General features: G+C 71.9%; 8 protein-coding genes. 4 read left to right on the top strand and 4 right to left on the bottom strand.

Features of this window, described 5'->3' with window-relative positions:
- Positions 1-31: 31 nt before the first annotated feature.
- The 4 genes from WMF39_RS13120 to treY form a co-directional block, all read right to left on the bottom strand.
- Complete coding sequence (locus tag WMF39_RS13120) at positions 32-2,428, bottom strand: PAS domain S-box protein (protein ID WP_437745862.1); 2,397 nt, start codon at positions 2,426-2,428, stop codon at positions 32-34.
- A gap of 226 nt (positions 2,429-2,654) precedes the next feature.
- Positions 2,655-3,464 (bottom strand): tRNA (N6-threonylcarbamoyladenosine(37)-N6)-methyltransferase TrmO, encoded by an 810-nt coding sequence (gene tsaA, locus WMF39_RS13115; protein ID WP_437745861.1) that lies wholly within the window; start codon positions 3,462-3,464, stop codon positions 2,655-2,657.
- Positions 3,458-5,302, bottom strand: a complete 1,845-nt coding sequence (gene treZ, locus WMF39_RS13110) for a malto-oligosyltrehalose trehalohydrolase (RefSeq protein WP_437745860.1) — start codon at positions 5,300-5,302, stop codon at positions 3,458-3,460. Before treZ ends, tsaA begins: the two co-directional genes overlap by 7 nt.
- Before the next feature lies 1 nt (position 5,303).
- Positions 5,304-8,486 (bottom strand): malto-oligosyltrehalose synthase, encoded by a 3,183-nt coding sequence (treY, locus tag WMF39_RS13105; protein ID WP_437745859.1) that lies wholly within the window; start codon positions 8,484-8,486, stop codon positions 5,304-5,306.
- A gap of 707 nt (positions 8,487-9,193) precedes the next feature.
- Between treY and WMF39_RS13100 the strand changes: the two genes are divergently transcribed.
- The 4 genes from WMF39_RS13100 (at position 9,194) to WMF39_RS13085 (ending at position 22,940) form a co-directional block, all read left to right on the top strand.
- A complete protein-coding gene (locus tag WMF39_RS13100; protein ID WP_437745858.1) occupies positions 9,194-10,168 on the top strand; it encodes a Gfo/Idh/MocA family protein in 975 nt (324 codons plus the stop codon).
- Positions 10,169-10,348: 180 nt separating this feature from the next.
- Positions 10,349-11,305 (top strand): 2,3-diaminopropionate biosynthesis protein SbnA, encoded by a 957-nt coding sequence (gene sbnA / locus WMF39_RS13095; RefSeq protein ID WP_437745857.1) that lies wholly within the window; start codon positions 10,349-10,351, stop codon positions 11,303-11,305.
- Positions 11,306-11,490: 185 nt separating this feature from the next.
- The gene (sbnB, locus tag WMF39_RS13090) at positions 11,491-12,498 is read left to right on the top strand and encodes a 2,3-diaminopropionate biosynthesis protein SbnB (RefSeq protein ID WP_437745856.1); all 1,008 of its coding nucleotides are present in this window, start codon (positions 11,491-11,493) and stop codon (positions 12,496-12,498) included.
- Between the two features lie 110 nt (positions 12,499-12,608).
- A complete protein-coding gene (locus WMF39_RS13085) occupies positions 12,609-22,940 on the top strand; it encodes an amino acid adenylation domain-containing protein (protein ID WP_437745855.1) in 10,332 nt (3,443 codons plus the stop codon).
- Positions 22,941-23,001 lie beyond the last annotated feature (61 nt).

The following is a 23,001-nucleotide window of genomic DNA, read 5'->3' as shown; positions in this document are numbered from 1 at the left end:
CGTCGCCGTCACGCCCGCGCCCTCGTTGCCGTCAGGCCCGCGTCGCCACGGAGGCCAGTAGGCTCTGCAGCGAGCCCGGATCGATCGGCTTGACAAAGTGCATATCGAAGCCGGCCTCGCGGACCCGGCGCTGGTCCCGCTCCTGGCCATACCCCGTCAGCGCGATCATCAGCGACGGGGCGACGTCCGCGCTCTCCTCCAAGGCTTTCAAGGTCCGCGCCACGCCGCAGCCATCCATCCCGCCGGGGAGGCCGATGTCGCACAGGATGACCTCCGGCCGGAACGAGCGGGCCGCTTCGACGCCCGCGGCCCCCGACAGGGCCACCTCGACCTGATGGCCGTTCATCGCGAGGAGCGCCTGCAGCATCTCGGCGGCGTCCTCGTTGTCCTCGATGATCAGGACGCGCAGCGACCTCACGGCGCCCGCTGACCTCGAGTCGGGGCCCGGCGGCGGCCCGGCGCGCTCCGGGGACGCCTCGGGCCCGCGCGCGAGCGGCAGGCGGAGGACGATCTCCGTCCCGTGGCCGACGCCCGCGCTCTCGGCCGACGCCGTGCCGCCGTGGAGCTCGACAAGACCCTTTACGAGCGCCAGCCCCAGCCCGAGCCCACCCCGGTTGCGGTCCAGGCTGCGCTCGGCCTGGCTGAACGACTCGAACATGCACGCCAGCGTCGCCGGCTCCACGCCGATGCCGGTATCGCGGACGCGGATCACGGCGGAGCCGTCCGGCGTCGCCGACAGCGCGACCGTCACCCGACCGCCGGCGTCGGTGAACTTGTTGGCGTTGTGGAGCACGTTGCTGACCGCCTGCGACAGGCGCGTGGGATCGCCGGAGACCCAGAGCGGCTCGGTCGGCAGATCCAGCCGGAGCTCCAGGCCGCTCGCCTCCAGCGTGCTGCGGTAGTCCTCCGCGGTCTGCCGGAGCAGCCGGGGCAGGTCGCAGCGCTCCTTTCTCAGCTGGATCCTCCCGCGCGCCACGCGGGACACGTCGAGGAGGTCGTCCACCAGCCGGGCCATGTGCGCGACCTGCCGCTCGATCACGCCGCACGCCCGCAGGAGCGACGGCTCCTCGATCCCGGTGCTCCGCAGGATCTCCACCGCATTGCGGATGGGCCCGAGCGGATTGCGCAGCTCGTGCGCCAGCATCGCCAGGAAAGCATCTTTGCGCTGGTCCGCTTCCCTCAGCGTCGCCTCCCAGGCGTCGCCGGCCCGCTTCCGCTCGGTGATGTCGTAGGCGATGGTGACCAGGAGCCGCCGGCCCGCCGCGTCCCTCCCCAGCCGAGCGGAGCTGAAGACCCACGTGCGCTCGGCGCCGCTCGCCGTGGCGAGGGTGAGCTCGTTCTCGCCTGAGGCCTCATCCATATCGAACAGGGACGCCACACGGGCGTGGATGGCAGCGCTCCTCGCCCCGAACGCCCTGTCGAGCCACGCCGTGACCGTGGGGATCTGCTCGCGGGTATAGCCGCTGATGTCCGTCCACGCGCTGTTGACGCAGACGACGTGCCCGTCCTCGGCGTAGATCATGATGGGGAACGAGGTCGCCATGATGGCGCGGCGCAGCCCCTCCTCGCGCTCCCGCAGCTGGAGCTCGGCTTCCTTGCGCTCGGTGATGTCGATGATCGAGCCGATATAGCCGAGGAACTCGCCGCCCGGGCCGAGCCGCGGAGCGGCCGAGTCGATGCACCAGCGGTACACGCCGTCGCGGCGGCGCACGCGGAAGTCGACCCTGTAGTCCTCGCGCCGCTCGTTGGCCCGCAGGAACGCCTCCATGGCCCCCGAGCGGTCCTCGGGGTGCACCGCCTCGATCCAGCCAAAGCCCAGGGCGGCCGCCTCGGTCTGGCCCGAGAAGTCCAGCCAGCCCCGGCTCGCGTAGGTGCAGCCGCCGTCGGCGCCGGTGACCCAGATCATGACGGGCGCGTGATCGGCCATGTTGCGGAAGCGCGCCTCGCTGTCGCGCAGGGCCTCCTCGGCGCGCCGCTGGGCGGTGCTCTCGCGCCCGGTCTCCAGGACGAGTCGCCGGCGCTCCGCCCCTTCCACGAGCCGCAGGCGGCTCTCGACGAGGATCTCCCGGCCGTCGCGGGTCGTGCGCCGGATCTCGCCGTCCCAGAGGCCGTCGCGCAGGAGCGCCGCCTCGATCTGCGCGAGCGGCGCCGGCAGGGCGGTGCGCAGGAGATCGTGGCTCGACCGCCCGAGGGCGTCGCGCGCCGGGAAGCCGTAGAGCTGCTCGGCCCCGGCGCCGAAGTACACGATGGCGCTCGCGCCGCCGAGCTCCCACGCGAGGGCCGCCTCGCCGAGCCGATCCAGGAGGGCCGCCTTCAGCTGCAGCTCCCCCGCGGCCTGCCCCCTGCCGCCGCGGCCGTCTTCGGGCGGGGCCGCGTACGGGACGGGCGAGGGGGCGCAGAGGAGGGGGCGCACCGCCTGGTCAGCCAACCCGCAGCAATGCTCCGACCGCACCGTCAGCAGGCATCTCCGTCGAGCGCACCGGCTCGAAACCCAGGCCAGATGTCCCCGATGAACACACTCAGCATTTGTCCGCCTCGAGCGCATGCTGCAAGCGGCGCGAGCGTGAATCGTCACGCGAGATCCGAGGAATACCAGGCGATCTGCGCGTACCTGGCGAGCGCGAGCAGGCGGCGCGCTGGTCGCTCGCCGGCCGCTAGCCGCGGCCGAACCGCTCCACGAACCGCCGGTGCGCCTCGAGATCGGGGCCCTCGCCGCCGACGAGCTCCTTCTCGCGGTAGCCCGTCGCCACCGACAGCACGTCGATCCGCCGCCCCTCGGCCCTGAACCGCACCCGCCACGACGTCACGGCGAGGCGCATCGCGTCCCCGTCGGCGCGGATCCGGCGGTAGGGGTGCGGCTGCGGGCCGAGCGCGAGCACGCGGTCCACGCGCTCCCGCAGCGCGAAGCCGTGCGCCTCCTCGATCCACGCGGCCTGCTCGGCGGCGCGCGCGCCCCACGCGACCTCGAAGCCGGGCTCGGGGTCGACCGGCGCCCCCCCGCCCGGCTCCTCCGCGAGCGGCGTGAGCCAGCCGGTGCGCGCGTGCGGGTGGGCGTCCGCGTACGGCACGTAGGGCTTGAGATCGAGCACCGGCGTGCCGTCGATCATGTCCACGCCGCCGACGCGCAGGGTGAGCCCGTCCACCGCGAGGAGCCTCACCGCGCTGAGGCCGATGGGGTTCGGGCGGTGCGGCGAGCGCGTCGACAGCACGCCGCGCCGCTTGCCGGCGCTCCGCGGGGGCAGCACCTTCGGGCGCCATCCCTCGTTGAGGTGGAACCAGAAGACCACCCAGAGGTAGTCCCACCCCTCGATGTCCGAGAGCGCGTGCTCCAGCCCGAGGCCCGGCACGAGCTCGATGGTCCCCTCCGCGCTGCCCGCCGCGTGGGGCTGCCGCGGCGCGCTCACCTTGTCGGAGAACGGCGTGCGCACCACGCCGATGGGCGTGAACGTGACGGGCTTCAGCATCGCGCCCCGGAGGCGTCGGGCACCTCGACGATCAGGACCGCCGGCCCCTCGAGCTCCACCCAGCCGCGCTCGATCGGGGGCCGCCGCGCGGCGCCGCCGAACCGCGGCTCCTCGCTGAACGCGAGCGCCCGCGCCTCGGGGCGGCCGAGGTCCAGCGAGAGCGCGCCCCGGAGCGCGCAGAGCGCGATCACGGCGGCCCCGCCGCCGCGGCGCTCGATGCAGATCGCGTCCGGCGTCAGCGCGTCGGCCGAGAAGGCGCCGCGCGCGCGGCTGCGCAGCGCGGGGTGCGAGGCGCGGAGGCGGAGGAGCTCGCGGTACCACGCGAGCACGCCGGCGTGCTCGGGCCGCTGCCGCTCGGCGTGGTCGAGCTTCGAGCGCTGGAACGTCCGCGGATCCTGCGGATCAGGCACCTCCGCGCCCGCGAACGCCGCGAAGTACTGGAACTCGCGCCGGCGGCCCTCGGTCACGAGCCGGCCGAGCTCGGCCTCGTGATCGGTGAAGTACTGGAACGGCGTCCGCGCGTTCCACTCCTGGCCCATGAACAGCAGCGGCGTGTACGGCGTGAGCAGGAGCAGCGCCGACATCGTCCGGAAGGCCGCCGGGCTCACCTTGTCCCCGAGCCGATCGCCGACGGCGCGGTTGCCGATCTGATCGTGGTTCTGGATGCAGTGGACGAAGCGCGGCGGCGGCACCGGATCCGCGGGCGTGCCCCGCGGCTTGCCCGTGTGCTTCGAGATCTGCCCCTCGTAGAGCCACCCCTTGCGGATCGTCGCCGCGATGTCCTCCGCGGTGCCCGTGTGATCCTCGAAGTAGCCGTCGCGATCCCCGGCGAACAGGACGCGCAGCTCGTGGTGGAAGTCGTCGGACCACACCGCGTCGAGGCCGTACCCGCCCTGCTCGACGGGCGTCACGAGGCGCGCGTCGTTGTGGCTGTCCTCGGCGATCACGACGACGCGCCGCCCCTCGCCGGCCGCCCGCGCGCGCTCGCCGATCTCCCGGAGGATGTGGGGATCGGAGTCGTCGACGATCGCGTGGGTCGCGTCGAGGCGGAGGCCGTCGATGTGGAAGTCGCGGATCCACATCTCGACGTTCTCGAGGACGAGCGCGCGGACCTGCTCGGCGCCCGCGCCGTCGTAGTTCACCGCGTCGCCCCAGGGCGTCTCGTGCCGATCGGTGAAGTAGCGCCCCGCGTAGGCGCGGAGGTAGTTCCCGTCGGGGCCGAAGTGGTTGTAGACGCAGTCGAGGACGACGCCGATCCCCGCGGCGTGGGCCGCGTCGACCAGGCGGCGCAGGCCCGCCGGGCCGCCGTAGGCCGCGAGCGGCGCGAAGAGGTCGACCCCGTCGTACCCCCACCCGCGCTCGCCCGGGAAGCTCGCGACCGGCATGAGCTCGATCGCCGTGATGCCGAGCTCCCGGAGCTCGGCGAGCCGCCCGATGAGCGCGTCGAACGTGCCCTCCGGGGTCGCCGCGCCGACGTGGACCTCGTAGAGGACGAGATCCTCGAGCGCGACGCCCCGCCACCCCGCGTCGGTCCACGCGAACGAGGGATCGTCGACCGCCGACGGGCCGTGGACCCCGAGCGGCTGCGCGCGGGAGTACGGGTCCGGGAACGGCCCCTCGCCGTCGATCCGCACCTTGTAGAGCGCGCCGGCCCCGAGGCCCGGCGCCGTCGCCTCGAAATAGCCGCCGCCGGTCGGGGCCGCAGGCAGCGCGCCCGTGACCTCCTGGCCGTCGGCCCCGTAGGTGACGATCTCGATCCGATCGTGGTCGGGCGCCCAGACGCGGAAGCGGACCGCGCCGCCCTCGAGCCACGCGCCCATCGTGCGCATCGCCTTCATGTCACTGGCCTCGCTGCGCCGCCCGCAGGAGCAGGGCGACGGGGAAATCGGAGAGCACGCGGTCGAGCGGGAGCGACGCGCCGTCGCCCGGCTCGGCCGCGTCGCGCGGCGGAGCGGCGGACGGCGACGCCTCGAGCTCGGCGCCGGTGAAGAGATCCGTGTAGAGGCCGGGCTCCACGTCGACCGAGGTGCCGGCCCACGCCGCGCCGATCGGCGGGGAGCAGGCGCCGCCGAGCAGCCGCGCGCTGAACCGGGGCGCGACGACGACGATCGAGCGCCCGTCCGGCGCGCGGCGCGCGAAGGAGACGACGTGGGCCTCGCGCTCGCCGATCACGGCGCGCGGCGCGTAGTCCCCGTCGGCCCCGAAGAGCGCCGGGTGGCGCCGGCGCAGATCGAGCGCGACGTGCGTGACGAACAGCTTGACGCGGCCGTCGCGCGCCTGCGCGCAGAGCTCGCGCGCGAGCGCGCGGCCCCCGCCGCTCGACCGAAAGCGCGCGCGGATCTCCGCGAGCGCCCGCTCGCGCACGGCGTAGTCGACCGGGCGGCGGTTGTCCGGGTCGACGAGGCTGAAGTCCCACACCTCGTTGCCCTGGTAGATGTCGGGCACGCCCGGCGAGGTGAGCTTCAGGAGCGTCTGCGAGAGCGAGCCCCACATGCCGTGGTACGCGACCACGCGCGCGAGCGGCAGGAGCGCGCCCACGACCTCTGCGGACGAGAGCGCCTTTCGGACGAACGCCTCGACGGCGGCGTCGTACTCGGGCTGCGCGTCGATCCAGGACGTGTTGACCTTCGCCTCCTTCGTGGCCTTGCGCATGTAGTCCACGAGGCGGTCGGCGTACGCCGAGAGCGCGTCGCCCTCGGGCGCGCGCGGGTCGTCGGCAGCGCCGAGCAGCGGCTCGATCGGCAGGCTGCCGAGGAGGGTCTGGTAGAAGAGGTACTCCTCGTTGCTGTCCGGCGCGAGGCGGCCCTCGATCTCGGCCTTGAGCGGCGCGGCGGCGGCGGCGGCGCGGTGGAGCGCCTCCTCCCAGGCCGACGGCAGCTCCGAGAGCACGCTGATGCGCGCCCGCACGTCCTCGCTCCGCTTCGTGTCGTGCGTCGACGTCGCGAGCATCGAGTACGGCCACGCCCTGTGCCGCTGCACGTTGCCGCGGTGGAACGCGAGGACGCTCGATCCGTAGCGCTCGGGCTCGCCCCCGACCTCGTTCAGCGACACGAGCCGGTTGTAGATGTAGAACGACGTGTCCTCGAGCCCCTTGGCCATCACCGGCCCGGTGAGCTGCTGGAACTTCATCACGAAGTCGCAGAAGAGGTGCCGGTCCTCGTCAGGGAAGAGATCCGTGCCGTCGAGCATGAGGACCGAGCGCACGAACGTGAAGATGGAGCCCTCCATCGTCGGGTTCTGCCGGCGCGCGAGGGCGACGGCGCGGCCGATGGCGACGCGGTCGTGATCGGAGATCGCCGGCGTCCGATCGTTGATGTAGGTGCGGTACACCGGGAAGCACGCGATGACCTCGCGCAGCGCCTCGTTGAGCGAGCCCAGGGTGAAGTCGCGGAAGCGGCGGTCGCGCTCGGTGAGCCGGTTCAGGGCGTGGGTGAGCACGTTGAGCTCGCTCGCCAGGGCCGTCCGGAGGATCACCTTCTTCTTCTCGTAGACGAGCGCCTCGAACGCCAAGTGGTCGCCGATGAACCGCTCGTAGATCGCGGTCATCTGCCCCTCGCTCGAGGCGTCGACGAAGAGGTCGCCCACCGACCCGGTGAAGTCGTAGCCGCTCGTCCCGTGGACGGGCCAGGCCTCGGGCAGCGTCTCGCCGCGCGCGAGGATCTTCTCGACGACGACGTAGAGCGGCCGCGTGTTCAGCGAGCCGCGCGCGGCTCGCTCCGAGAGGGCCGCGCGGATGGCCGGCTCCAGCCGGGCGAAGCGGGCTTCGGGGCGGCGGCGCGGGTCGAGGAAGCTCCTCTGCTCGGGCTCGTCCGAGGCCTCGGCGAGGAAGCGGCGCCGGCAGCGCTCGATCAGGTAGCCCTGCTGCAGCTCGTCGAAGTAGCCGATCGGGTCCCAGAGGCCGTCGGGGTGGTCGATGCGCAGCCCCGTGACCTGACCCCGCTCGCAGAGCTCGAAGACGAGGCGGTGCGCCTCGGCGAACACCGGCCGGTGCTCCATCCGGATCGCGGCGAGGTCGTTGATGTCGAAGAACCGGCGGTAGTTGATCTCCTCGGCGGCGGTGCGCCAGAAGCTGAGGCGGTAGGCCTGCTCCTCGAGCAGCGCCTCGATCGGGTCGAAGCTCCGCGGATCGCCCACCTTGCCGTTGATGCGCAGGACGCCCTCGGCCACCGCCGCCGCGATGTCGGGCGAGTCCGCGACGAGCGACGCGAGCCGCCGCCTGAGGATCTCCTTCTCCCGACGCCGCTCGATCACCTTGGCCCGCTGCGTCTCGGTCCGCGGCGGCATGTTGCGGAGCCCGGTCAGGATGCTCTGCAGCTCGAGGAGCGCGTCGTGCTCCTCGCCGAGCGCGGCGACGAGCCCGGACACGAGCGGCCCGATGATCATGCTGTACGTCCGCGGGTTCACCGGGAAGACGTGATCGAAGTACCGCAGGACGAACGCGCCGTTGTCGAACTCGATCTTGAGCTCGCCGCGCTCGAGCACGCGCCCGAAGTGGTCGCCGAGCACGGGGAGCAGCACCTTGTGCCTGAGCTCCGTCTTGAGCGGCGCCCAGTCGATGTCGAAGAACGGCGCGTAGAGCGAGCTCGGGCCGTTCTGGAGGACGTCGTTCCACCAGGCGTTGTCGGAGGTGCCGATGCCCATGTGGTTGGGCACGAAGTCGAGCAGGAGGCCCATGCCGCGCGACGCGAGCTCGCCGGTGAGCCGGTCGAGGTCGGCGCGCTCGCCGATCTCGGGGTTGAGCGCGTTGTGGTCGACGAGGTCGTAGCCGTGCATGCTCTCTGGCCGCGCCTTGAAGAACGGCGACGAGTAGAGATCGCTGACGCCGAGGGCGTCGAGGTAGGCGACGACGCGCCGCGCCTGCTCGAAGGTAAAGTCCTTGTTGAGCTGCACGCGGTAGGTGGCGCGCGGCAGCCGCGGCGCCACGCCCTCGCACGCCGCGCCGGCGAGCCGCGCTGCCATCACCTGCAGGCCAGCGCCGTCCGCATGGCCGCCCGTCTGCTGTTCGTCCGACGTTCCGGTCATCCCTCGGTTGCCTCCGGCGGCAGAATCTACTGCGAACGAAGCGATGAGCATCCGCGGATCTGCGCAGCTCGCGCGGCTCCTGTCGTTTCGGCGTGCGGCACGAAGGAATGGCCTGATGCGCCTACGGGGAACGCAGCAGCGATGAGGCTGGCGCGATGGATCACGCCGGGGTCAGGCGCAGCTGCGGAGAAGGGGTGACGGGCTCAGCCGTTATCGAAGGCACACCGGGCTCAGCCGTCGTCGGAGCGGCGCGCCGCGAAGAGCCTGCAAAGCGCCGTTCAGGTTGCCCTGCTGCGAGTTTCGCACGTTCGACTCGAGAGAAGCTTTCCTGCGAAGAGCGCGCTCGCACATCAAAGGCATCTGCGAACAGGCGCGCCGACACGAGCAGAGAACGTAAATTTCAATGTACGCAGGAGGGAGGTCCCCGCCGCGCGCTCGTCTGCGTGGTTCCTGACCTCTGGAGCGTTCGACTTCCTGTTGCATTCCCGATCATCGCCGGTGCCAGCCAGGCATTCTGGCAGCGCGTCGTTCCACCCGAACCGGACGATGCGGATGCGCGGCGCACCCCGCATGACGTTCACATGACATTCATCGTGCGGCATGACGGGAGGCCAGGATCGAAGACGCGTGGGTCACGCTTGCTTTGTGAGGTTGCTCCGTAGTATACCCCACCGGCGTCCGTCGAAATTCAGGATGGACGGCTGAGTATGCGCAAGATCGGCGTTGGAATCATCGGCTTCGGCACGATCGGCGAGCGGATCGCTCGCCTCCTCGCGCAGCGCCCTGATTTCCAGGTCGTCGCTGCGTGGGACCCATCCGCCGAGGCGACTCAGCGCATCGAGGCGTTCGACCGGGCTTGCCGGCGGAGGACCGCCGAGGAGGTGGTCGCTGCTCCGGTTGAACTTATCTACATCGCCTCGCCGCCGGCGACCCACCTCGAGCACCTGCGCCTCGCCGCAGGGGCGGGCAAGGCCATCCTGTGCGAGAAGCCGCTCGCGGTCGACGTCGAAGCGGCGGCGGCGACCGTGGATCGGCTCGAGCGGGCCGGCGTGCGCGCCGCCGTCAACTTCGGCTTCGCCGTCTCGCCGCCGGTGCAGGCGCTCGGGGACGCGCTGCGCGCCGGGCGCATCGGCGAGGTGCGGCAGGCGCGCATCGACGCCTCGTTCCGCGCGTGGCCTCGACCGTGGCAGCCCGCCGGCGGCTGGCTCGTCGGCCGGCAGGAGGGCGGTTTTGTCCGCGAGGTGCTGTCGCATTTCGTGTTCCTGGCGCAGCGCCTGCTCGGGACGCTGCGCGTCGAGCGCTCGCGCGTCGATTTCCCGGCGGACGGCATCGGGTCGGAGACAGCGATTCAGGCCCGGCTGACCGCGGGGGCCATTCCCCTCGAGGTGAGCGCCTGCGTGGGCGGAGAAGAGGACGACTTCAACGCCTTCACCCTGATCGGCGAGCGTGGGGCGGGTCGCACCCACCACTGGTATAGCGCCGAGATCCAGGACGGCGCGAGCTGGGTCGATCTCTGCCCCGCGACGCCGGAGCAGGCCCTCGCGCGCAACCGGACAGCGCTGCTCGACCATCTCGCGGCGATGATGCAGGGCGGCTCGCACACCCTCGCCAGCTTGCGTGAAGCGCTCTCGGTCCAGAGCTGTATCGAGCGCCTCCTCGCTGGTGGGGCGACGGGCCTGTAATTCGAAGCCGTCCCTCGTCGTCGGTCGCGATCAGTTTTCATCGGTCACCGTCAGTCACCGTCAGTCTCCGTCAATCACCGTCAAATACAGTCATTCGCCGCCCGTTCAGCCAGCGGAACGGAGCTCGCTCAGGTCGCCCCGTGGAATGGACTTCACGTTAGCTCACGAGAGTGGTCTCCCATGGCTGAAAAACTCTTGACGAAGGTCACCTCGCTCCTGGGGACCCTTCGAGAAACGACCGTGCTCCCCCTCGAGTGCGATGGGGTCAAGCTCTTCGCCAAGCTCGAGGGGCACAACGCGGTAGGGAGCTTGAAGGATCGTCCCGCGCTCTGGATCCTGCACCAGGCCATCAAGCGGGGTGAGATCCACGACAAGACCGTCCTCATCGAGTCCTCCTCGGGGAACTTCGCCGTCGCGCTCGCGTTCTACGCGCGCCAGCTCGGCCTCGAGTTCATCCCGGTGATCGATCCGAACACCACGGAGGCCTACGAGTCCCTCTTGCGAAGGCTCTGCCCGAACGTCGTCAAGGTGACCGAGCCGGACGACATGGGCGGCTTCTTGAAGGCGCGGCTCCAGAAGCTCCGGGAGCTGCGGGAGAGCATCCCCGATTCGTACTGGACCAACCAGTACGGCAACATGGACGCTGTCGGGGCCCACTACCGCTTCACGGGCGAGGAGATCTGCCGGGCCTTCTCCGAGCTTCACTACGTCTTCGTGGGCGTGAGCACAGGAGCGACGATCGCCGGCATTTCCCGGCGGGTGAAGGATGCGTTCCCGAACGCACGTATCATCGCCGTCGACGCGCAGGGCTCGGTCATCTTCGGGGGCGCTCCAGGGCCGCGCCACATCGCCGGCATCGGCGCCAGCGTCCGATCCAAGCTGGTCGACGAGGCGAAGATCGACGACGTCGTCCTCGTCTCGGAGGTCGAGACCGTGCGCGCCTGCCGCGAGCTCCTCACGCGGCATGGGCTGCTCGTCGGGGGCTCGTCCGGCTCGTGCTACGCCGCGGTGAAGAAGCTCCTCCCGAGGATGCGCTCCACGAGCCCCCCATCGGTGCTGTTCGTCTGCGCTGACCGCGGCATCTCGTACGCGGACACCATCTTCAATGACGCCTGGGCGTCCAGGCTCGGCGCGTAGAGGACGCATCCCGGAGGATCTGGTCCAAGGGGCTCTCCTGGCGCGCCTCGTGACGAGCGAGGCAGAGCGGAGCCCGGGCGGCCGACCACCATCTTTCAACCCATGTCTCTGACCGGCGATCGCGCAGCCTCGGAGGAGCGACGCCAGGCTCGGGGCCAGCCTGAGACAACGGAGATCGCATCAGAATGGATTTCTCGATCATTACGGGCAAGGTGATCCACGAGATCATCCATGCCGACATCGCCGCCTGCGTGGAGCGCGTCAAGAGCGCCTACCTGATGCACGAGGACGGGCAGACAGTGAACCCGGACAGCTATTTCCTGCGGTTCCCGGAGCAGCCGAAGAATCGCATCATCGCGCTGCCCGCGTTCCTCGGGGGAGACGTCGGCGTCTCGGGCATCAAGTGGATCGCGAGCTACCCCGACAACATTCGCCGGGGGATCCCGCGGGCCTCGGCCGCGCTCCTCCTGAACAGCTACGAGACGGGCTACCCCTTCGCCTGCCTCGAGAGCTCGATCATCTCCGCCGCCCGCACGGCCGGCTCGGCGGCGCTGGCGGCCGAGTGGATGAACGGCGGCAAGCGCGCGGTGAGCAGGCTGAGCATCATCGGCAACGGGCTCATCGCGAGGTACATCTATACCTTCCTCCTCGCGCTCGGCTGGGAGATCGGGTCGGTGCTGCTGCACGATCTGGACAAGGCGGAGTCGCAGCGGTTCGCGACCCAGGTGTGCAAGCCGGGTCGCCACGGCGCGATCGACTGCGTTTCAAGCGCCGAGGCCGCGATCACGGGCAGCGATCTCATCGTCCTCGCCACGGTCGCGGGCGAGCCCTACATCCTGGATCCGGCGCTGTTCGCGCACAACCCGCTGGTGCTCAACATCTCTCTCCGCGATCTCGCGCCGGAGATCCTGCTCGGGTCCTACAACATCGTGGATGACGTCGAGCACGTGATGAAGGCGAACACGTCGCCGCACCTCGCGGAGAGGCTGAGCGGCGGCCGGAGCTTCGTGACCGGGACCCTCGCCCAGCTCATGCGCGGCGAGCGCCGGATCGGCCGCGACAAGCCGGCGATCTTCTCGCCCTTCGGGCTCGGGGTGCTCGACCTCGCGGTCGGCCGATGGGTCTACGACGTCGCGAGCGCGCGAGGCCAGCGCGTCGTGGTCGACGACTTTTTCTTCGAGATGGCGCGCTGAGGCAAGTGAACCGCGCGCCTCGCGTGGCGCGTCCGTCCGGTGGCGGCGGCGATCAGGAAGCTCGATGTCGCCGGCGTGACCATGCCGTCTGTAACAGAGGTAGCTTGTAGATGACGACGCTCGAACAGCAACCGCGGTACGCCACACTGATCGATCTGCTCGAGGCGCGGAGCGCCGAGACGTGCGGATACAGCTTCCGCGACGACAGCGGGAAGATCGTGGCTCGCATGAGCTACGCCGACCTCGCCCGCCGCGCCCGCCAGGTCGCCTCCGCGCTCCGCCAGGTCGCGGAGCCCGGAGAGCGGGCGATCCTGCTCTACGAGCCTGGGCTCGAGTACATCGTCGCCTTCTTCGGCTGCGTCTATGCGGGGCTCGTCGCCGTGCCGGCGTACCCGCCGGATCCGGCGCGCATCGAGCGGACGCTGCCGCGGCTGAGCGCCATCCTGAAGGACGCGCGGGCCGGGCTGGTGCTCTCCACGGGCGCGATCACGTCGATGGCCGTGCACCTGTTCGAGCGCGCGCCGGAGCTCGGCGCGGCGCGCTGGGTCGCGACCGACGAGCTGCCGGCGGAGGGCCAGGGCGCCTTTCGGCCGCCGGCGCTCGGCCCGGCGTCGCTCGCTTTCCTCCAGTACACGTCGGGATCCACGGGCACCCCGAAGGGGGTGATGCTGAGCCACCGCAACCTGCTGCACAACCTGGAGAGCATCTCACGGTGCTTCGGCGCGCACCGGGGCAGCACAGGGGTGATATGGCTGCCGCCCTACCACGATATGGGGCTCATCGGCGGCATCCTCGAGCCGCTGTATCACGGGTTCAACGTGGCGCTGATGTCCCCGCTGACGTTCCTGCGGCACCCCTTGCGGTGGCTGCAGGCCATCTCGGAGGAAGGAGCCACCATCAGCGGCGGCCCGAACTTCGCCTTCGAGCTGTGCGTTCGCAAGAGCTCGCCCGAGGAGCGGCGCTCGCTCGATCTGCGCTCGTGGGAGGTCGCCTTCTGCGGCGCGGAGCCGGTGCGGCCGGAGACCCTCGATCGGTTCGCGGCGGCCTTCGGGCCGTGCGGGTTCAGGAAGACGGCCTTCTATCCCTGCTACGGGCTCGCGGAGGGGACGCTCATCGTCTCCGGCGGGAAAGCGGGCAGCGGCCCCCTCGTGGGCGCCTCGAGCGCGGCGGCGCTGGAGCAGGGGCGCGCCGAGGAAGCGGCCGCCGGTGAGGCGGGGGCGCGGCTGCTCGTCGGCTGCGGCCGCTCGCTGCCGGACCAGGAGCTCGTCGTCGTGCACCCCGAGGCGCTCACCGCCTGCCCCGCTGGGCACGTGGGCGAGATCTGGCTCCGTGGTCCCAGCGTGGCCCAGGGCTACTGGGGTCGCGCCGAGGAGACGAAGGGCACCTTCCGCGCGCGGCTCGCGACCGGCGAGCCGGGCGAGTTCCTCCGCACGGGCGACCTGGGCTTCCTGAGGGACGGAGAGCTCTTCGTCACAGGGCGGCGCAAGGACCTGATCATCCTCCGCGGCCGCAACCACTACCCGCAGGACATCGAGCTCACCGTCGAGCAGAGCCACCCGGCGATCCGGTCGGGGTGCTCGGCGGCGTTCGCGGTGGAGGTCGACGGCGAGGAGCGGCTCGCCCTCGCGCTGGAGATCGACGTCCGGAAGGAGCGAGACCTGCGCGCGCGCCTCTCGGCCTGCGAGGCGGCGATCGGGGCGATCCGGGAGCGGCTGGCCATGGAGCACGACCTGCAGCCGCATGCGGTGGCGCTCCTCCCGCCGGGCAGCATTCCCAAGACCTCCAGCGGCAAGATCCAGCGACACGCGTGCCGCGCGGCGTTCCTCGGCGGAGAGCTCCAGACCGAGCTGCTCTGGCGCGCCGACGAGGTGAGGAGCGGCGCGCGCCTGGACGCGGACGCGGCCGCGGCGCCCGCGATCCAGCCGGCGCCGCCGCGCGCGGCGCCCCGGGGCGACGCGGCGACCGTGGAGGAGCTGCGCTCGTGGCTCTGCGGTTACCTCGCGAGGGCGCTCGGCGGGCCCGCGGGCGGGCTCGATCCGGAGGCGCCGATCACCCGCTACGGCCTGGATTCGCTGCGCGCTGTCGAGCTGTCCTCGAGCCTCGAGCAGGAGCTCGGCGCGCCGGTGCCGCTCGACGTGCTCCTGCGGGGTCCGAGCCCGGACGCGCTCGCGCGGCACGTGGCCGCGCAGCGCGCGGCGGCGGCGCGGCCGGCGGGAGGGCTGACGCCCGCGCTGACGGCCCGTAGAGCGCCGGGCCCGCTGCCGCTCGCGCCCGTGCAGCAGCGCCTGTGGTTCCTGGCGCAGCTCGATCCCGACAACCCCGTCTACAACATCCCTGTCGCCGTGGATCTCTCCGGCGAGCTCGACGTGGCGGCGCTGCAGCGCGCGCTCGACGCGATCGCGCGCCGCCACGAGCCGCTGCGCGCGAGCATCGAGGAGCGAAACGGGAAGCCGGTCCAGGTGATCGCGGCGGAGGGGGCGCTGCCGCTCGCGATCGTGGACCTGACGGGCCTGCCCCTGTCCGCCCGGGAGGTCGAGGCGCAGCGGCGGTCGCGCGAGGAGGCGCGGCGCCCGTTCCAGCTCGCGCGCGGCCCGCTCGCGCGCGCCACGCTCCTGCGCATCGAGCCGCGGCGGCACGTGCTCCTCGTCGTGGCCCACCACCTCGTGGCGGACGGCTGGTCCTTCGGGGTCCTCGCCCGGGAGCTGTCGGCGCTTTACGGGGCCTTCTCGCGAGGGCTTCCGCCCGGGCTCGCGGATCTGCCGCTGGGGTACGGTGACTACGTCCTCTGGAAACACGAGCGCCTCGACGGCGGCGTCGCCGCGGATCAGCTCACGCGCTGGGGCGCGAGGCTGGCCGGCGCGCCAGAGCTGCTCGAGCTGCCGACGGACCGCCCTCGACCCGCGGCGCAGACCTACCGGGGCGCGAGGTTGCCGGTGCGCTTCCCCCGCGCTCTCCGCGAGGCCCTGGAGGCGATCTGCCGGCAGGAGGGCGTCACCCCGTACATGGCGCTGCTCGCCGGCTTCGCGCTCTTGCTGGGGCGCTGCTCGGGCCAGGAGGACGTGTGCGTCGGCTCCGCCGTCGCCGGCCGCCCGCCGGAGCTGAGCGGGCTGTTCGGCATGTTCACGAACACCGTCGTCCTGCGGGTCGATCTGTCCCGCGCCCGGACCTTCCGGGAGCTGCTCTCGCAGGTGCGCGACGTCGCGGTCGAGGCCTACGCGGACCAGGACGTGCCCTTCGAGCGGGTCGTCGAGCACCTGCGGCCGGCGCGCAGCCAGAGCTTCTCGCCGCTGTTCCAGGCGATGTTGATCTTGCTCCCGGACCGGGAGGTCGATCTCCCGGCGCTGCCGGGGCTCGAGGCGCGCCCGGCCGAGATCGATCCGGGCACCTCGATGGTGGACCTCACCCTCTCCCTGAGGAGCGGCGAGGACGGGTTCGAGGGGTACTTCGAGTACAGCGCCGATCTCTTCGACGGCGCGTCGATCGCCCGGATGGCCTCGCGCCTCGGCGCGCTGCTGCTGTCGGCGGCGTCGAGCCCCGATCGCCGCCTGTCCGAGGCCACCGTGATGGACGAGGACGAGCTGCGGCTCGTCACGTCGGGCTGGAACGCGACGCGCGCGGCGTGGACCGACGCGTGCATTCATGAGCAATTCAGCGCCCAGGTCCGCCGGACACCGGACGCGACCGCGTGCGTCTTCGAGGGCGAAGAGATCACGTACCGCGAGCTCGACGCGCGGGCGGGCGCGCTCGCGGGCGAGCTGCGATCGCTCGGCGTCGGGCCCGAGGTGATCGTGGGCCTCTGCGCGGAGCGGTCGATCGACATGCTCGTGGGGCTGCTCGGCGTCCTGAAGGCGGGCGGCGCTTACCTGCCGCTCGATCCCTCGTACCCCTCGGACCGCATCGGCTACATGCTCGACGACGCCGGCGCGCCGGTGGTCGTGACCGAAGAGCACCTCACGACGCGGCTCGCGGGCTCGAAGGCGCGCGCGGTGATGCTCGGCAGGGGCCAGGGCCGGCCGGAGGCGGGCGCGCCGCCCGCGGCCGGCGCGCGCCCGGGCAACGCCGCGTATGTCATCTACACGTCGGGCTCGACGGGGAAGCCCAAGGGCGTCGTCGTGCCCCACCGGAGCGTCGCGAACTTCTTCAGCGCGATGGATCGAGCGCTCGGGCCTGTCGCTCCCGTCGCTCCGGGGGCGCGCTGGCTCGCGGTCACGAGCATCTCCTTCGATATCTCCGTGCTGGAGCTCCTGTGGACGCTCACACGCGGCCTGACGGTGATCCTCCAGGGCGAGCAGCGGCACCGGGCGCCGCGGCGGCAGGTGAAGGGCCGCCCCGGCGCGCGCCGGCCGCTCGGCTTCAGCCTCTTCTACTTCGCCGATGACGCCGACCAGGGCGGCGGCGACCGGTATCGGCTCCTCTGGGAAGGAGCCAAGTTCGCGGACCGCCACGGCTTCATGGCCGTGTGGACGCCCGAGCGCCACTTCCACGCGTTCGGCGGTCTGTACCCCAATCCATCGGTCGTCGGCGCGGCGATAGCGGCCATGACGGAGCGGATCGCGATCCGCGCCGGCAGCGTCGTCCTCCCGCTGCACCACCCGGTCAGGATCGCGGAAGAGTGGGCGCTCCTCGACAACATCTCGCGCGGCCGCGTCGGCGTCTCCTTCGCGTCAGGCTGGCACGCGCGCGACTTCGTCCTGGCCCCGGAGCGGTACGCGGACCGGAAGCGGATCATGCTGGAAGGCATCGACGCCGTCCGCAGGCTCTGGCGCGGCGAGCGGCTGACGTTCCCGGACGGCGCGGGGACACCGACGGAGATCCAGATCCGGCCGCAGCCGGTGCAGCGCGAGCTGCCCGTCTGGCTGACGGCGGCGGGCAACCCGGAGACCTTCGAGGCCGCGGGCCGGGGCGGGATGAACATCCTCACGCACCTGCTCGGCCAGAGCATCGATGATCTCGCGGAGCGGATCGCGATCTACCGCGAGGCGCGCCGCCGCGCGGGGCACGAGGGCGAGGGGCACGTCACGCTCATGCTCCACACCTTCGTCGAGCGGGACGCCGATCTGGTGCGCGCCCGGATCAGCGCGCCGTTCCGCAGCTACCTGCGCAGCTCGGCCGATCTGATGAGGGGGCTCGGCCGCAGCCTGGGCATCGATCTGGACAGCGCTGTCCGCGAGGAGGACCTGGACCTGCTCGTCTCCCACGCCTTCGAGCGGTACGTCGAGACGAGCGGCCTGTTCGGGACGCCGAGCGACTGCCTGGAGCGGGTCGCCCAGCTCAAGGAGATCGGGGTCGACGAGATCGGCTGCCTCATCGACTTCGGCGTCGAACCCGACGCCGTGCTCGCGAGCCTGCCGTACCTCGACGAGCTGAAGCGCCTGAGCGAGCGAGAGGACCGGCGGAGCCTGGAGGACACCTCGGCGCCGCGGCAGATCGAGCGTTATCAGGTGGATTACCTCCAGTGCACGCCGTCGCTGCTGCGCGGCATGATGCTGGAGCCCTCGGCGCCAGCTGCCCTGTCCAGCCTGCGCGCGCTGCTCCTCGGCGGTGAGCCGCTGCCTTTCGATCTCGTCGAGGAGATCCGCAAGACGTTCCCTGGCGCGCTGCTCAACATGTACGGCCCCACGGAGACGACGATCTGGTCCTCCACGCACCTCGTCGAGCGGGCGGCCGGGACGGGGTGGGCGTCCATCGGGCGGCCCATCGACAACACAGCGCTTTACGTCTGCGATCGCCACCTCCAGCTGGTGCCTGTCGGCGTGCAGGGGGAGCTGTACATCGGCGGCGAGGGCGTCACGCGAGGTTACCTGTCACGCCCGGCGCTGACCGCGGAGCGGTTCCTGCCGGATCCTTTCTCCGGCGACGCGGGGGCGCGCATGTACCGGACGGGGGACCGGGTGCGATGGCTGCCGGACGGCACCGTCGAGTTCCTCGGCCGCACGGACCACCAGGTCAAGCTGCGGGGCTTCCGCATCGAGCTCGGCGAGATCGAGGCGATGCTCGCGCAGCACGAGGCGGTCGCGCTCGCGGTGGTCTCGGTCCGCGAGGACACCCCTGGGGACCGGCGGCTCGTGGCCTACGTCGTTCCCGCGCCGGAGCGGTCCGTGGACGAGGCGGAGATCAAGCGCTTCGCGCGCGATCGGCTGCCGGACTACATGGTCCCGTCGGTCGTCGTGGCGCTGAGCTCGCTCCCGCTCACGGCGAACGGCAAGATCGATCGCAAGGCGCTCCCGCGGCCCTCGGGGGAGCACGCGATGGCCAGCTCGACCTTCGTCGCGCCGCGCACCGAGGTCGAGGGCCGCGTCGCGCAGATCTGGGCCGAGGCGCTCGGCGTACCCGGGGTGGGCGTCGAGGACGACTTCTTCGCGCTCGGCGGGCACTCGCTCCTCGCGACCCAGGTGGTGGCCCGGCTGAGGAGCGCCTTCGGCGTCGATCTGCCGCTCGGGCTCATCTTCCAGTCGCCCACCGTGGCGGCGATCGCCCGGCACATCGAGGAGAGCGCCGGCGCCGCCGAGCTCCTGCCGCTCCGGCGCGTCGCGCGAGCGGGGCCGCTCCCCCTCTCGCTCGCGCAGGAGCGCATGTGGTTCCTGCACCAGCTGAGCCCCGAGAGCGTCGCGCAGAACGTGGCGTGGAGCGTGCGCTTCTCGTCGGCCATCGACCCGGCCGCCCTCGAGCGGAGCGTGACCGAGCTGTCGAGGAGGCACGAGATCCTGCGCACGAGCTTCCCGAGCGTCGACGGGCGGCCGGTCCAGCGCATCGCCCCGCCGGCGAAGGTCCCGGTGCCGGTCACCGATCTGCGGGGCTTGCGGCCAGACGCGCGGATGGACGCGGCCCGCGAGCGGCACCTCCGGCTGGCGCTCGAGCCGTTCGATCTCGACGAGGGGCCGCTCCTGCGCGTCGAGCTGCTGCGCCTCCGCGACGCCGAGGACGTGCTGGTCGTGGCGCTCCACCACATCATCACGGACGGCTGGTCGCTCGGGGTGCTCGCCCGCGAGATCACGGCGCTCTACCAGGCGTTCTCCAGCGGCCGGCCCTCTCCCCTGCCCGAGCTGCCGATCCAGTACGCCGACTTCGCCGTGAGCCAGCGGCAGTGGCTGAGCGAGGAGTCGCTCGCGGCGCAGCTCTCCTACTGGAAAAAGGCGCTCGCCGGCGTCCCCGCCGTGCTCGAGCTGCCGTCCGACCGCCCGCGGCCGCCGGTGCTGAGCTACCGCGGCGGGCGGCACGCGATCCGCGTCTCCGCCGCGACGACCGAGGCGCTCAAGGCGCTCAGCCGGCGCGAGGCGGTGACGCTGTTCATGACGCTCCTTGCGGCCTTCCAGGTCCTGCTCCACCGCTATTCGGGGCAGCAGGACATCGTCGTGGGCTCCCCCGTGGCCGGTCGGAGCAGGCAGGAGCTCGACGGGCTCATCGGCTTCTTCCTCAACACCGTCGCGCTGCGCGTGGACCTCTCCGGCGATCCGAGCTTCCTCGATCTGCTCAAGCGGGTGCACCGGACAGCGCTGGAGGCGTACGCGCATCAAGATCTGCCGTTCGACAAGCTGGTGGAGGAGCTGAACCCGGCGCGGAGCCGCGCCCACGCCCCCCTCTTCCAGGTCATGTTCATCCTGCAGGATCCCACCGGCGCCTCGCGGGCCGAGGCGCTGGAGACCGAGGAGGTCTTCACCGGAACAGCGATGTTCGACCTGACCCTGGCGCTGACGGAGGCGGAGCAGCAGCTCGGGGGGCACATCGAGTACAACGCCGATCTCTTCGATCCGCCCACGATCGCCCGGATGGCGGCGCACCTCGAGCAGCTGCTCGAGGGGATCGTGCGCGACCCGACCCGCCCGATCTCGTCGCTGCCGCTCTTGCCCGCCGACGAGCGGCGGACCCTCCTCGACGACTGGACCCGCACCGAGATGCCGTTCCCCGAGGAGGAGTGCTTCACGACGCTCTTCGAGGCCCAGGTGGAGCGGACGCCGGGCGCGATCGCCGCGGTGGGCGAGGGCGGCGCCTCCTTGAGCTACCGGGCCCTCGACGAGCGCGCGGACGCCCTCGCCCGCGCGCTCGTGCGTCACGGCGCGGGGCCGGACGAGGTGATCGCGCTGCTCGCGGAGCGCGGCCTCGACTTCCTCGGCGGGATGCTCGGCGTGTGGAAGGCCGGGAGCGCCTACCTGCCGCTCGATCCGTTCCACCCGCCTCACAGGATCGCTCAGGTGCTGGAGAGCAGCGGCGCGCGGCGCGTGCTCGTCTCAGGGCCGCTCGAGGCCGCGCTGCGGCGCGCCCTTTCGGGGATGGCGGCCGCGCCGCAGATCATTCACCTCGAGGAGTCGCTCACGCCGGGCGCCGAGATAGCGCGAGCTCCCCTGCCCCACGCTCGCCCGTCGAACCTCGCCTATGTCATCTACACGTCGGGCTCGACGGGAGCTCCCAAGGGGGCGATGGTCGAGCACCGCGGCATGCTCAACCACCTCTTCGCGAAGGTGCAAGATCTCGAGCTCACCGCGGAGGACTGCGTCGCGGAGACCGCCTCTCAGTGCTTCGACATCTCGGTCTGGCAGTTCCTCGTCGCGCTCCTCCTCGGTGGTCGCGTTCACATCCTGGGAGAGGAGGTCGTCCGGGATCCCGCCCGGCTGCTCGCCGCGATCGAGGAGCATGGCATCTCGATCGTGGAGCTGGTCCCTTCCATGCTTCGCGCGGTGCTGGCGGAGGCGCGGTCGATGGATCGCGCGCCGCAGCTGGCGGGGCTCCGGTGGATGGTGGCCACCGGAGAGGCGCTGCCGCCGGAGCTGTGCGCGCAGTGGATCGACGCCTATTCAGGGGTCCCGCTCCTCAACGCGTACGGTCCCACCGAGTGCTCCGACGACGTGACGCATCACCGCGTGCGGGAGGTGCCCACCGCGGCGCACGTCCCCATCGGGCGCTCGGTCGCGAACATGCGCCTCTACCTCCTCGATCGGCGGGGTCAGCCCGCGCCGATCGGGGTTCCGGGCGAGCTGTTCGTTGGTGGTGTCGGCGTGGGGCGCGGCTACCTGCGGGATCCCCGGCGTACGGCCGACGTGTTCCTTCCCGATCCGTTCTCCCCCCTGCCCGGGGCCCGCATGTACAAGACCGGCGACCTCGCGCGGTACCTGCCGAGCGGTGAGCTCCAGTTCCTCGGCCGGCTGGACCACCAGGTCAAGGTGAGGGGTTTCAGGATCGAGCTTGCCGAGATCGAGTCGGCGCTCAAGCGGCATCCCGGCGTGGCCGAGGCGGTCGTCGTGGCCAGGGAGGACCGGCCAGGGGACAAGCAGCTCGTGGCGTACGTGGTGCCGGCCGCGGGCTCGCCGAGCTCCGCCGCCCTGCTGAAGGAGCACGCAAGGGAGCTCCTGCCCGAGTACATGGTGCCCGCGTTCGTCATGCTGCTCGACGCGCTGCCGCTCAACGCGAACGGCAAGGTCGATCGCAAGGCGCTCCCGCCGCCCGATCGGAGCGGCGCGGCGGAGAGCTTCGTCGCGCCGAGGGACGCGCTGGAGCGAGATCTCGCGGCGATCTGGGCCGCGGTGCTGGGCGCGGAGCGCGTGGGCGTCCGGGACGACTTCTTCGATCTCGGCGGCCACTCGCTCCTGGCCGTGCGGCTCATGGCGGAGATCCAGGCGCGCATCGGCCAGCGGCTGCCGCTCGCGGCGCTGTTCCAGGGGGGGACGGTGGAGCGCCTCGCCGCGCTCCTCCGCGATGAGCGGCGCCTCGATCCGAGCTCGCCGCTCGTGACGATCACGCCCGGCGCCGAGCGGCGGCCGTTCTTCTGCGTCCACCCCGTGGGGGGTAACGTCCTGTGCTACCGCGAGCTCGCGCGGCAGCTCGGCGCGGAGCAGCCGTTCTACGGGCTGCAGTCCCCGGGGCTGGACGGGGCCCAGGCGGCGCCGGCCAGCGTGGAGGAGATGGCGGCGCTCTACGTGAGCGCGGTGCGGTCGGTGCAGCCGTCGGGGCCTTACCTGCTCGGCGGCTGGTCGATGGGAGGCGTCGTCGCGTTCGAGATGGCGCGGCAGCTCGAGCGCAGCGAGCAGCGCGTGGAGGTGCTCGCGCTCATCGACGCGCAGGTCGAGGGCGTCCGGCCCGGGGCGCCGCCTGCGGACACGGATCACCTCCTTCACGCCCTGTTCGACCACGATCTGGCCCGGATCGCCGGCGGCAGCCCGCCCCCCGAGGAGGCGCTGCCGGCGCTGCGCCGTGTCTTCATGAGCAACATGAAGGCGCTCTATGGTTATGAGCCCGGACCGTACGGCGGGACTATCACGGTCTTCCAGGCCATCGACGGGCGGGCTTCGTCGCCTGATGCGGTGAAAACCTGGCGGCGGCTGGCGCCCTCGGGCGTCGAGGTCGAGCGCGTGCGGGGCGACCACTATTCGATCCTGCAGGCGCCCGGCGTCGAGCCTGTCGCCCGGAAGCTCCGCGCGCTCATCGAGCGGGCCCGGCGCGAGGCGCCCTGAGCGGGCCGGCGCCGGGCATGGACCGGCCCCATGCCGGCCCCGCGCGGGGCCGGCGCGCCTC

Origin of the sequence: Sorangium sp. So ce1504 (assembly GCF_051521635.1) — a bacterium.
Taxonomy (GTDB): Bacteria; Myxococcota_A; Polyangia; order Polyangiales; family Polyangiaceae; genus Sorangium; species Sorangium cellulosum_B.
The sequence above is the reverse complement of the archived record's forward strand: the minus strand, read 5'-3'. Positions and strand labels throughout refer to the sequence as shown.

Bases quoted from the DNA above. Each gene is read 5' to 3' on its own strand.
- sbnB (WP_437745856.1), top strand. From the start codon at position 11,491: ATGGATTTCTCGATCATTACGGGCAAGGTGATCCACGAGATCATCCAT.
- sbnA (WP_437745857.1), top strand. From the start codon at position 10,349: ATGGCTGAAAAACTCTTGACGAAGGTCACCTCGCTCCTGGGGACCCTT.
- WMF39_RS13100 (WP_437745858.1), top strand. From the start codon at position 9,194: ATGCGCAAGATCGGCGTTGGAATCATCGGCTTCGGCACGATCGGCGAG.
- treY (WP_437745859.1), bottom strand. From the start codon at position 8,486: ATGACCGGAACGTCGGACGAACAGCAGACGGGCGGCCATGCGGACGGC.
- WMF39_RS13085 (WP_437745855.1), top strand. From the start codon at position 12,609: ATGACGACGCTCGAACAGCAACCGCGGTACGCCACACTGATCGATCTG.
- tsaA (WP_437745861.1), bottom strand. From the start codon at position 3,464: ATGCTGAAGCCCGTCACGTTCACGCCCATCGGCGTGGTGCGCACGCCG.
- treZ (WP_437745860.1), bottom strand. From the start codon at position 5,302: ATGAAGGCGATGCGCACGATGGGCGCGTGGCTCGAGGGCGGCGCGGTC.